This window comes from Ructibacterium sp. SJQ-7 (genome assembly GCF_054696575.1).
On sequence record NZ_CP195193.1, the window covers coordinates 1,547,841 to 1,561,088 of the forward strand.

Below are 13,248 nucleotides of genomic sequence, written 5' to 3' on the forward strand. Positions count from 1 at the left end.
TTATAGGCACTCTCTCGCACTATACATTTTATATTATATACTGTTTTTCTTATAATTTCAAGTAAAAAATTTTAACAGAAAGTTCTTTGATTGTTCATAATAGATTATTTTGTATTTTTACCAATTTCAAGCACTATATCTTGTCTTTGTTTGAAAAAATTTTTATAAAAAAACCGACATCCCAACTGTTAGATTTTGGTCTGACTTTTGGGTGTCGGTTCAATATATTTCCGTTTTTTAATAAGTAATCATTCCAACCATTCAACTTCCAAACCAAGTGCCTCTGCGACGAAACGCACAGGGATAAATGTTCGGTCGTCTTTTATTATTGCGGTTGTATCCATTTGTGATGATTTGTTGTTTACTGTCAAAACATCACTTCCGAGTGTCACTTTTACAACATCGCCATTTTCTTTTGTAATGGTTGCCGTTTTTGATGTATCGTCCCAATCAACCTTGCAGTCAAGCATTTCAGATACTGCACGAATCGGCACTTGTGTCCGTCCGTTTTCATCAACAAACGGCTGTGCGTCTGGGAATACTACGTCTGTGCTGTCTACTTTTACCGTAACGGCATTGCCTGTTTCAACCGTAAGCTTTTTCGGTTTTGCAGCCGGTGCTGTTGTTTCGCTCGGTTTAACCGTAGCAGTCGGCTCTTGTGTCGGAGTTACAGATGATGTTGGTTTTAATGTTTCTTTTGCGGTGGATACAGATTCATCTTTTTTATTGACTTTAGGTAAATCTATACCTGTATGTTCCTTAAATAACACATAAAATCCATCTAAAACATATTCATCAGAATTACTGTAAAAATTCTCCGGCAGCTTTATATTTGGGTCTTTAAATATTACATTTTCTTTGTGGTCATAATTTATATAATAACCATCTAACGGATATTCTTCAATATTTTTCGGTGCTCCCTCAAAAGTCACTTTTTCCATATACGGACACATATAAAATGCCCAACTTTCGATTGTATCAACATTTTTAGGAATAGTAATTTCTTTTAATGTTGTACAGGTAAAAGCACGTTTTTCTATTTTTTCAAGGCTTTGCGGTAAAGTAACCGTGTCTATATCGCAAAACGAAAAACCATCTTGAGTAATACTTTTAACACCTTCTGGCACTTTTGGATTTTTGTCATTTCCGGTATATCTCAACAAGGTATTTTCGACAATTACAAAATCTTTATCATTACCGATTGTTTTATTTGTTTTGCCTTTTAGATACTTATCTTCACACCAAGCTGAACCACGAACCATATTGTATATATTGACTGTCATATCCGAATTAAACGTGATATTATCCCCATCAAAATAACAACTTACTTTATCAAGCATTTTATCAGGTATATTTATTTCTTTTATATTTGTACCGTCAAACCAACAAGCTGTTTCTTGATTTTTATTTTCATGTGTATAAGTTAAATTATTTGATAAATGAACTTTATCTAAATCACCGCAATCTGAAAATGCTTTATATCCCATATGTGTAACAGTATTAGGAATTAAAATATCACCCGTCAATGAATTTAAACCGCTGAATACATATTCGCCTATATACTCAAGATTGTTCGGTAAGTCAATATTCTCTATTTTAGGGCATTTAGAAAAAGAATTATTTCCTATTTTCTTTAGTGTTGACGGAAATACTATTTTATTGAGAGAATCGCATTCCTGCATTATACCGTCAGGTATTTCTGTGATTCCATCTTTAAAATCAATTTCTTCCAAACTGCTTGATGAATTAAGAATCGAAAAGTTTACATTTTTATTTATAATTAGTTTTTTTATTGCCGTATGTGTTTGCTTGATATGATTTAAACCAAGCAAATTTGAATTTTCAGGTATTTCACAAATATCTGATGTACCCACATACGCAAGAATATTATTTGTACCCTTTTCGTAAATGAAATCTCCTCGTATTTCCTCGTCTTCAGCTAAATCATTTGCAAATGATGTTACACATAATGACATCATTATTGCAAATATGCTTATTATTGAAACAATCTTTTTCATAATTCTACCTCTTTCCTAATCATTCCAACCATTCAACTTCCAAGCCCAGTGCCTCTGCGACGAAACGCACAGGGATAAATGTTCGGTCGTCTTTTATTATTGCGGTTGTATCCATTTGTGATGATTTGTTGTTTACTGTCAAAACATCACTTCCGAGTGTCACTTTTACAACATCGCCATTTTCTTTTGTAATGGTTGCCGTTTTTGATGTATCGTCCCAATCAACCTTGCAGTCAAGCATTTCAGATACTGCACGAATCGGCACTTGTGTTCGTCCATTTTCATCAACAAACGGCTGTGCGTCTGGGAATACTACGTCTGTGCTGTCTACTTTTACCGTAACTGCATTGCCTGTTTCAACCGTAAGCTTTTTCGGTTTTGCAGTTGGTGCTGTTGTTTCGTTCGGCTCAACCGTAGCAGTCGGCTCTTTGGTTGGCACTGTTGTTGGTAGTGCTGTTGCAGTTGGAACGGTAACAGTAGGTTTTGTTGTACTTTCCGTTGTTTCGGTTGGCTCAACTTCTTCAACTTTGTTCCAACCGATTAACTCTCTGTTTGAATTTATCAATTCATAAAATGCAGGCAATTCATATTCTGAAATTCCGAAAGAAAGAATACGATTTTTAATATCTGAATTATTGACTTCAATCTTATTTTCACTAAGTCTATCAGAAACTAAAATTGCGTTTGAACCTATTTGCGTATTTCCGTTGATTGTTACTTTTTCTAAAAACGGACACCAATCAAAAGCATCATCTTCTATTTTTTTGACGTTTTTAGGAATTGTAATATCTTTTAATGTCGACAAATAAAATGCTGCCTCTCCTATTTGGGTTAAGGAATTTGGTAATTCGACCGTATCAATATCACAATATGTAAATGCACGTTTACCTATTGCGGTTATTCCATCGGGAACTATTGGATTTTTGTCTGTTCCGATATATCTAAGTATGGTATTTTCGGCTGTTGCAAATCCTTTATAGTTACCCATACTTTTATCTGTTTTGCCTTTTAAATATTTTAAATCACACCAATTAGAATCTTGAACTTTATTGTATATATTAACCGTCATATCTGAATTGAATGTTATTTCATCTCCGTGAAAATAACAGTTAGTACAATTAAGCATAGTATCGGGAATGTTTATTTCTTTTATATCTGTCTGCGGAAACCAATAACAATATTTTTTGTCTTTTTCGCATTCGATGTTGTTTGACATATGAACCTTGTCAAGATTGCCACAATCAGTGAAAGCCGTAACGTCCATATGCGTTACAGTGTCAGGAATATTTAAATTACCCGAAAGAGTTGTTTCAGAAAAAGCATATCTGCCGATTGATTGAAGACCATCATTTAAATCTAATGTTGATAATTTGCTACATTCACTAAAAGCCTCATCATCTATAATTTCTATCGTTGACGGTAATGTAATTTTTTCAAGATTATTGCAGCCTTTTAAAAATTGATAAGGAATTTCGGTTACTCCTTCTTTTATTTCAACTTCTTTTAGCTTATTTAAATTTACAAGTTCTCCGGAGATAATCATATTGATATCTACATTATCATTAATGATTAGTTTAGTTATAGGTGCCGCATCTTTTGCCCATGACGGAGTTAAACCTTTTAGAGTTGTATTCTCGGGTATCTCACATATGCCTGTTGTTCCTACATATGCAAGAATATTATTTGTGCCTTTTTTGTAAGCAAATTGACCGTCTGTAATTGTTGTATCATCTGAATAATCAGCAAGCACAAACTGTGTTGCTGATAATATTATTGCAAATATACTTATTATTGAAACAATTTTTTTCATAATTCTACCTCTTTAAAACTGCATTTAATTTTACATTGAATATTCTTTATTGTACTATTATATTATTGCATAATTTTATACGATAACTGATAATAATCAGCAGAAGTGCTTCCTGTCGAAACACTATTAACCGATATGATTTTTTCGCCTTGATATGTAGGGTCGCAATATATTACCATATCTGTATTTTTTGGTATTGTGTATACTGTTGTAGAGTTCCAATTCACAACTGTATCTTTAACATCAGCAGACCATAATGTTAAATATTTTGCTTTTCCGCCATTTGCTTTTTCGCCTCTTTCAAGCTTTGCTTGGTCAGATAAACTGCGATTTCTAATTTCTATTTTATATATTTTTGAATCAGTACCCCAATAATCCATACAAAAAGCATCTACATCCCATGCATCGGTTAAATAAAATTCTGTATTATTTAATTCACGATAATTATTGCCTTGCGTGTATTGGTCTCCTTGTATCCCGTTATACGCATCGTTTATTGAACCATTAACATCATCTTCGTATCCATTAATAGGTTCAACATTAATCATACCATATCCATCTACAGCAGATGTAAAATAGACCATTACATAAAAAGAAATAAAATCAGCTGTTTTTTGATAATCACTTGTTCGGATATCGACGTAGGTGCTATTTTCGTTGTTAGAAGATGTATATGTTCTTAGTGCAGTTGGAGTAGTATTTTTCTTGGTATGACTCCATAATTTCATAGCAATTTTAGATGTGCCCGTAACAGTTATTCTAAATTGACCATTCTTATCTGTTGATCCTACATAGGAATCTGGTAAATAAACTTCATAAACAGCATATTTCCCAGAAGAAGATGACTCTTTTAATCTAAAGCTACTATCTGATATTCTTAGTTCAGAGGCTTTGTTTTGAATATCCGATATGCTAACAGAAGGTAATGACATTTCAGATGGAGCGTAGAAATCACTTTCTGTATATGTTTCTATTGTTAAATTATAGATGTTATCGCCATAATCTTTAGAAAAGAATCCGGCATATTGTCGGTTATCGCTAATTGTAAATACTCTATAGATATTTCCGTCAGGTAGAGAATTACAATAATCCTTAAATTCATTTGCATGTATTGGGGTGTATTTAGCTATTTGTGGATTTACAATGATTTTCCCATCATCATCGGTAGTTTCACCACATCGTAAATCATTTGTATTGGCAATAAGTACAATATCGTTATTGTTTTCGCTAGGATTTGTTACATATGAAGGCATTTCAGCATCTTCTTTTTTTACACAAACGATTCGTTTATAATTAGTGGTTTGACCATCAATAACTTCTGTTAATTCAACATCATATTGACCTTTTTCATCAAGAACAGGAGAATAAAAACTTTCTTCAGTTAATAAACTATTATACACTATATTTCCGTCGTTTAAATCGGTTATGGTTAAAGAAACTTTATCCATATCCTCAAGTTTCTTCATATATACAATATCAAGTGATAATTCCGAAAAATCATTTGTATAACCAGTCATTTTCATAGGAAAATTCTCGTATATTGCCGGTGCAGTGTCGCCTAATGCCTCCTTATTCCAATGTTCTGCATCTAAATCACTTTGAGTGATATTGATAATATTGTTATTCTCATCAGCATAAGAATAAACAATTTCGTTATCACTATCAGCAGCAAAAGCATTGATTCCGATTGCTGAAGTTGCCATAACCGCAGCCAATCCTAACGTGATAAATTTTTTTAGTTTCATAACAAAACCGCCTTTCTTTTTATAATACTGTATTCATTTCAACAAAACAAAGTTCTTATAATGTGTTTGACAAACTATGACGATTTGTTATATAATAACACACATAAGAGGTACACAATATAACTTAATGTATGCTGACCCGCAAAGATTAAGAGCATTGGTATCTCTTTATTTTATTTTAAAATAAAGTCAGTATTATATTTTGTTTTTTGTGTTGGCAATGTTCTTTTATATTTCAAGCTATTTTCATATCATATAAAATTTATAATATTTATTAATGATAAGCTCATTGAACTGATGATATAAATAGTTATAATATATTTAAACATCAACAACATTTTCTTAATTTGTAACCCCCCAGTAACAAATGATTACAATTAAATTCTACCCAGTAATATTATGTTTGTCAACATTTTCCGACTAAGTGGTAGCTTATTCCGGAAACTTGGTAGCAAATAATGTAAGTATTTCAACAAAAAGTGAATTGAATTAATTAAAATATCGAATTACAAAATATTTGAGAACACAAAAAAATCGGAACAAGATAACTTGTTCCGATTATGGCTCCTCCAGCTGGGCTCGAACCAGCGACATCATGATTAACAGTCATGCGCTCTGCCAACTGAGCTATAGAGGAATATCTTCTTTAGCTTTCGCTAACTTTTTCTTTAAACACCAAAGATAACGACTTTTGTCGTTATCTTCAGCATTCTTCGTTCCGGCAACTTTCTACTTTCCCAGGCAGTCACCCACCAAGTATCATCGACGTTAAGGAGCTTAACTTCTGTGTTCGGCATGGGAACAGGTGGTTCCTCCTTGCTATCGTCACCGGATCTTCTCTTTTGAGGTCATACCCTCAAAACTAAACAACATAACTTCACAATGCGTTTTCTCTAATTTCTTATCTTTCTCGTTCCTAACCTTTGATGTAGCGATACATCTGTATTTTAATCTGCTTTTGCTTTCTTTATGCTCAAGCTAACGCTTGTATGTACTCCGCATTGCCTTACGGCAACCAGTCGCTCCTCGCAACTTTTCAAGTTGCTTCTGCTCCTTTGCTTACGTACATATTCGCATTTTTATCTGCTTCGCAGATTAAAATGCTTGGTCAAGCCCTCGGACTATTAGTACCGGTCAGCTGCATACATTACTGCACTTCCACCTCCGGCCTATCAACCATGTAGTCTTCATGGGTCCTTACTAGCCTACGCTATGGGAAATCTTATCTCGAAGGGGGCTTCACGCTTAGATGCCTTCAGCGTTTATCCCGTCCGTACTTAGCTACCCTGCTATGCCCTTGGCAGAACAACAGGTGCACCAGCGGTACGTCCAACCCGGTCCTCTCGTACTAAGGTCAGCTCTCCTCAAATTTCCTACGCCCGTGATAGATAGGGACCGAACTGTCTCGCGACGTTCTGAACCCAGCTCGCGTACCGCTTTAATGGGCGAACAGCCCAACCCTTGGAACCGACTACAGCTCCAGGATGCGATGAGCCGACATCGAGGTGCCAAACCTCCCCGTCGATGTGGACTCTTGGGGGAGATCAGCCTGTTATCCCCAGGGTAGCTTTTATCCGTTGAGCGACGGCAATTCCACTCTCATACCGCCGGATCACTAACTCCAACTTTCGTTACTGCTCGACTTGTCGGTCTCGCAGTTAGGCTGGTTTATGCGTTTGCACTCGTTGCACGATTTCCGTCCGTGCTGAACCAACCTTTGAACGCCTCCGTTACCTTTTAGGAGGCGACCGCCCCAGTCAAACTGTCCACCTGACAGTGTCCCCCACCCGGATTCACGGGTGCAGGTTAGAACCTTCATATTACAAGAGTGGTATCCCAACATCGACTCCCTAACACCTGGCGGCATTAGTTCTCTGTCTCCCACCTATCCTGTACATGTAATACAAAAATTCAATATCAAGTTACAGTAAAGCTCCATGGGGTCTTTCCGTCTTATCACGGGTAACTGGCATCTTTACCAGTACTTCAATTTCGCCGGGTATGTTGTTGAGACAGCTCTCAAGTCGTTACGCCATTCGTGCGGGTCAGAACTTACCTGACAAGGAATTTCGCTACCTTAGGACCGTTATAGTTACGGCCGCCGTTTACTGGGGCTTAAGTTCAGTGCTTCGATTGCTCTAACACTTCCCCTTAACCTTCCAGCACCGGGCAGGCGTCAGCCCATATACATCATCTTTCGATTTAGCATAGACCTGTGTTTTTGCTAAACAGTCGCTTGAGACTATTCTCTGCGGCCTACTCGCGTAGGCTCCCCTTATCCCGAAGTTACGGGGTCATTTTGCCGAGTTCCTTAACAACACTTCTCCCGCTGGTCTTAGGATTCTCTCCTCATCTACCTGTGTCGGTTTGCGGTACGGGCACCTTGTCAATTCATACAGCTTTTCTCGCCAGTGTACAATCACCCACTTCGCTACTAATTTTCGCTCCCTTACGCCCCACTCAACCAACGGTGGGGTTAGGCTATGTTCCTGTGTCCCTGTATTTAACGACTTCGGTGGCTACGGAATCTTTACCGTATGTGCATCGACTACGCCTCTCGGCCTCGCCTTAGCTCCCGGCTTACCTTGAGCGGACGAACCTTCCTCAAGAAACCTTAGATTTTCGACCATTATGATTCTCACATAATTCTCGCTACTCATTCCGGCATTCTCACTTGTGATACCTCCACTACTCCTTTCGGTGTAGCTTCTCAGGCTTACACAACGCTCATCTACCAACAATATTACTATCATTCCTAAGCTTCGGTATGAATTTTAGCCCCGTTACATTTTCGGCGCACAATCACTCGACTAGTGAGCTATTACGCACTCTTTAAATGAGTGGCTGCTTCTAAGCCAACGTCCTAGTTGTCTACGCAACTGCACATCCTTTTCCACTTAAATTCATTTAGGGACCTTAGCTGTAGGTCTGGGCTCTTTCCCTTTTGACTACGAAACTTATCTCACGCAGTCTGACTCCCAGGAAACATTTATGCGGCATTCAGAGTTTGATAGGGTTCGGTAAGCCGTGAAGCCCCCTAGCCCATTCAGTGCTTTACCTCCGCTAAACTATCCTGAGGCTAGCCCTAAAGCTATTTCGATGAGAACCAGCTATATCCGAGTTCGATTGGAATTTCACCGCTAACCACAGCTCATCCCCGCCTTTTTCAACAGACGTGGGTTCGGTCCTCCATGGAATTTTACTTCCACTTCAACCTGTCCATGGTTAGGTCACCCGGTTTCGGGTCGTATACTGCAAACTGTACGCGCTATTCACACTCGGTCTCCCTTCGGCTTCAGTGCTTAACACCTTAACCTCGCTTGCAACATACACTCGCCGGACCGTTCTACAAAAAGTACGCTATCGCACATATATAGTGCTTTAGCAGCTTGTAAACATAGGGTTTCAGATTCTTTTTCACTCCCCTTCCGGGGTTCTTTTCAACTTTCCATCACTGTACTTTTCACTATCGGTCATCAGGTAGTATTTAGGCTTGGGGGGTGGTCCCCCCGGCTTCCCACCGGGTTCCTCGTGTCCGGTGGTACTCTGGATACTGCCATGTTAACATCCCTTTCGCTTACAGGACTATTACCTACTATGGTGTGTCTTCCCATACACTTCTGCTAAAGATGTTAAATCAATTATGCAGTCCGCAACCCCAAAGATATTGCTATCTCTGGTTTGGCCTCTTTCCCTTTCGCTCGCCGCTACTTAGGAAATCGATGTTTCTTTCTCTTCCTCCTCCTACTTAGATGTTTCAGTTCAGAGGGTTTCCTCCACATGGCTATGTATTTACCATGCAGTGATACGGTATTGCCGTACCGGGTTTCCCCATTCGGATATCTGCGGGTCTATGGATATTTGCTCCTAACCGCAGCTTTTCGCAGCTTGTCACGTCCTTCTTCGGCTCCTGATGCCAAGTCATTCTCCCTACGCTCTTTATAGCTTGACCAACTTGGTTTGGTTCTTGAATTACATAAGAATTAGAGATTTGTTTTTGAAATTGAAGTTTTTACCCATATACTCTCGTATATCGAAAAAACCTTTCCACATTAGTTTGATAACTAATTTAGTTATCGGGGTTTGACATTACTATGTCATTTCCTCGTTTCTCTCTATCATCGTTTGTTACATTGTTTAGTTTTCAAGGTACAATCTTTTATATTGATTTTAAATTCAAACAAGTTTGCGTGCAGTTCGCTTTTTCTTCGACGTCGTCGCGTACATCGGTACGCAAGACTGAGAAAAAATGCGAAATGTGCGTGAAATTGTTTGAATTGGTGGAGATGAGGAGAATCGAACTCCTGACCCCCTGCTTGCAAGGCAGGTGCTCTCCCAGCTGAGCTACACCCCCAAATTTTACTTTGGTTAATTTTGATGAAGTTCGGATTTTCTTCGACGTCGTCGCGTACTCATTGTACGCAAGACCGAGAAAAAATTCGAAATTCGCAAAATTGGTGGGCCTAAGTGGACTCGAACCACCGACCTCACGCTTATCAGGCGTGCGCTCTAACCGGCTGAGCTATAGGCCCATGCAGGGTTTCTATTGGGTTCAGTTTCCTTTTCCCACTTATATCAATATTTCGTTATGAATGTTCATGCTGAATGCATATACACTCAAAGATAAATAGCACAGTTTCTGTCTCTGACGATATTTCTATCGTTCGACCTTAGGAATTTTGACTAAGCTATTCGCTTAATCGGTTCTCCTTAGAAAGGAGGTGATCCAGCCGCACCTTCCGATACGGCTACCTTGTTACGACTTCACCCCAATCATCAACCCCACCTTCGACTGCTGCCTCCTAATAGGTTAGCTCACAGGCTTCGGGTGTTATCGACTCTCATGGTGTGACGGGCGGTGTGTACAAGGCCCGGGAACGTATTCACCGCGGCATTCTGATCCGCGATTACTAGCAATTCCAACTTCATGCAGGCGAGTTGCAGCCTGCAATCTGAACTGAGACCGAGTTTTGTGATTCGCTCCACCTCACGGTTTCGCTGCACTTTGTTATCGGCCATTGTAGTACGTGTGTAGCCCTGGGCATAAGGGGCATGATGATTTGACGTCGTCCCCACCTTCCTCCGATTTGTCACCGGCAGTCTCGCCAGAGTGCCCAACTTAATGATGGCAACTGACAATAGGGGTTGCGCTCGTTGCGGGACTTAACCCAACATCTCACGACACGAGCTGACGACAACCATGCACCACCTGTCACCTGATTCCCGAAGGCACTCAAGTATCTCTACTCGATTCCAGGGATGTCAAGCCCAGGTAAGGTTCTTCGCGTTGCTTCGAATTAAACCACATACTCCACTGCTTGTGCGGGCCCCCGTCAATTCCTTTGAGTTTCAACCTTGCGGTCGTACTCCCCAGGTGGGATACTTATTGTGTTAACTGCGGCACAGAAGGGGTCGATACCTCCTACACCTAGTATCCATCGTTTACGGTGTGGACTACCAGGGTATCTAATCCTGTTTGCTCCCCACACTTTCGCGCCTCAGCGTCAGTTGTCGTCCAGAAAGCCGCCTTCGCCACTGGTGTTCCTCCTAATATCTACGCATTTCACCGCTACACTAGGAATTCCGCTTTCCTCTCCGATACTCAAGGCTGTCAGTTTCAATCGCAGCCCCGGGGTTAAGCCCCGGTATTTCACGACTGACTTGACAGTCCGCCTACGCGCCCTTTACACCCAGTAAATCCGGACAACGCTTGTCACCTACGTATTACCGCGGCTGCTGGCACGTAGTTAGCCGTGACTTTCTCACAAGGTACCGTCACTGTCTTCTTCCCTTGCGACAACAGTTTACAATCCGAAGACCTTCTTCCTGCACGCGGCGTTGCTGCGTCAGGGTTGCCCCCATTGCGCAATATTCCCCACTGCTGCCTCCCGTAGGAGTCTGGGCCGTGTCTCAGTCCCAATGCGGCCGATCAACCTCTCAGTTCGGCTACAGATCGTTGACTTGGTGAGCCGTTACCTCACCAACTATCTAATCTGACGCGAGTCCATCCATAAGCGATAAATCTTTCATAATTAAATCATGCGATTTTATTACAATATGCGGTATTAGTCCACGTTTCCATGGATTATCCCCCTCTTATGGGCAGGTTACTCACGCGTTACTCGCCCGTCCGCCACTTTCCTCTTTGGAATTCATCCCGAAAGAATCATTCCAAAGATTCTCGTTCGACTTGCATGTGTTAGGCACGCCGCCAGCGTTCGTCCTGAGCCAGGATCAAACTCTCGTTTAAATGGTTATATCAAAGCATTTCTGCTCTTATATACTCGATTGTTTGTTAGCTCTTAATTACTAACTGACTTCTCTTCGTAATTTTTTATCCGAATTTCTGTCATAAAAAACTCAATAGTTATTTGGCATTTGTGAACCACGAATATCCTCAGGCTACCGCCTGATATACCTGCGTTTTGCGCTTACGCACAACCGTATGCTCCTCGCAACTTTTACAAGTTGCTTCTGCATACTAACTCCGGTATATGATTCGCGTTTGTTTCACAAACGCTTGACATAAAACCTGCACTATTTATCTTTCAATGTACATGCTCTCTTGCGACAGCTTGTTTATTCTATCACATCGTTTTCAGTTTGTCAAGACTTTTTTAAAAGTTTTTTGAAAAAGTTTTTAACTTCTTCTCAACCCGAACACTTCTCTTCCCCGTGTTCTTTAGCCCTCTCAACTGACGACTTGATTATTATACACTCTATTACCCCTTTTGTCAACACTTTTTTTCAACTTTTTTCATCTTTTTTTATTTTTCTTTTTGCTACACTATATATTGTAGTTTTCACTTTCTGCAACCACTAATCCTATAAAATCACAAAAAAATTACCGCTCCAAGAGCGGTAATTTTAATTTACATTATTGAGCTGAATACTTTGTATCTGACTTACCGATTGTTACATTAGTCAAATCGAAGTCATAAGTGTTACCTCTTATATAACCCCAACATGTTGTCTTAATACCTGTGACACCTGATGGAATTGATGCTTGGTAAGCTGCATCAAGAAGTGAGCCGACTACCTTACCCGTTTCTACATCAGTAACAACAGCACTGTATTCTTCAAAGTTGTTATCAAGAGTAACTCTTACTTTGTACCACTTATCAGCTTGAAGTGTTGCCAAGTTTTCTGTTCTTACACCGTTATTGGCTGTTACACCGTTAAGGCTGAATCTTAGATTCAAAGCAACTTGAGTTGCCGCATTAAATCCACTGCTTGTAGGGTCTTCAAACCAACCCATCATAAAGTTGAAATCCTGTGTATCAGCTTTTAGACGAACGTCATATTCGGCAATACCGTAAGGTCCCATTGTTTTAGCAAGGTTTCTGTTGTAGAAATACATTGAACCTGCACCGTCGCCCGAACCAGTCTTATCACTGTTTGACCAGAAGTTACAATAATTTACGTTTCTTTGATCATCATGATAGAATGTCTGATAATGAACGCTCGCACTACCCTTTGAAAGCCATGGAGAACCGTCCATAATGATTCCAAGACCATAATAGCCTGTACCCTTAGCTCCTCCGATAGAAACGTCATTAAAATCAGAATTTGTTACATATTGTGTACCTTGTTCGGCATTTGCAATCATAGGCATTGCTATAGCCTGCACACCAAGTACACATGCAGCAGCTATAGATAATAGTTTCTTTTTCAT

The 13,248-nt window shown here is 39.6% G+C and carries 4 protein-coding genes, 3 tRNA genes and 3 rRNA genes; all 10 read right to left on the reverse strand.

Features of this window, described 5'->3' with window-relative positions; genetic code table 11:
• Window positions 1-248 precede the first annotated feature (248 nt).
• Complete coding sequence (locus ACSAMO_RS07110; protein WP_412615738.1) at window positions 249-2,018, reverse strand: leucine-rich repeat protein; 1,770 nt, start codon at window positions 2,016-2,018, stop codon at window positions 249-251.
• 19 nt (window positions 2,019-2,037) lie between these two features.
• On the reverse strand, window positions 2,038-3,828 hold the full coding sequence (locus ACSAMO_RS07115) for a leucine-rich repeat protein (protein ID WP_499209014.1): 1,791 nt from the start codon (window positions 3,826-3,828) through the stop codon (window positions 2,038-2,040).
• Window positions 3,829-3,890: 62 nt separating this feature from the next.
• Complete coding sequence (locus ACSAMO_RS07120; RefSeq protein ID WP_499209015.1) at window positions 3,891-5,573, reverse strand: hypothetical protein; 1,683 nt, start codon at window positions 5,571-5,573, stop codon at window positions 3,891-3,893.
• Between the two features lie 561 nt (window positions 5,574-6,134).
• A tRNA-Asn gene (locus ACSAMO_RS07125) sits at window positions 6,135-6,210 on the reverse strand.
• 79 nt (window positions 6,211-6,289) lie between these two features.
• Window positions 6,290-6,406, reverse strand: a 5S ribosomal RNA gene (gene rrf / locus ACSAMO_RS07130).
• Window positions 6,407-6,677: 271 nt separating this feature from the next.
• A 23S ribosomal RNA gene (locus ACSAMO_RS07135) occupies window positions 6,678-9,525 on the reverse strand.
• A gap of 326 nt (window positions 9,526-9,851) precedes the next feature.
• Window positions 9,852-9,927 (reverse strand) — tRNA-Ala (locus ACSAMO_RS07140).
• A 101-nt stretch (window positions 9,928-10,028) separates the two neighbouring features.
• Window positions 10,029-10,105, reverse strand: a tRNA-Ile gene (locus ACSAMO_RS07145).
• 182 nt (window positions 10,106-10,287) lie between these two features.
• Window positions 10,288-11,823: ribosomal RNA gene (locus ACSAMO_RS07150) — 16S ribosomal RNA — on the reverse strand.
• Together the 16S, 23S and 5S rRNA genes with 3 tRNA genes alongside form the textbook arrangement of a ribosomal RNA operon.
• 627 nt (window positions 11,824-12,450) lie before the next feature.
• On the reverse strand, window positions 12,451-13,248 hold the full coding sequence (locus tag ACSAMO_RS07155; protein WP_412276297.1) for a hypothetical protein: 798 nt from the start codon (window positions 13,246-13,248) through the stop codon (window positions 12,451-12,453).

What these genes read in the sequence shown, in the direction of transcription:
- ACSAMO_RS07110 (WP_412615738.1), bottom strand. Translation starts at nt 2,018, where the DNA reads ATGAAAAAGATTGTTTCAATAATAAGCATATTTGCAATAATGATGTCA.
- ACSAMO_RS07115 (WP_499209014.1), bottom strand. Translation starts at nt 3,828, where the DNA reads ATGAAAAAAATTGTTTCAATAATAAGTATATTTGCAATAATATTATCA.
- ACSAMO_RS07120 (WP_499209015.1), bottom strand. Translation starts at nt 5,573, where the DNA reads ATGAAACTAAAAAAATTTATCACGTTAGGATTGGCTGCGGTTATGGCA.
- ACSAMO_RS07155 (WP_412276297.1), bottom strand. Translation starts at nt 13,248, where the DNA reads ATGAAAAAGAAACTATTATCTATAGCTGCTGCATGTGTACTTGGTGTG.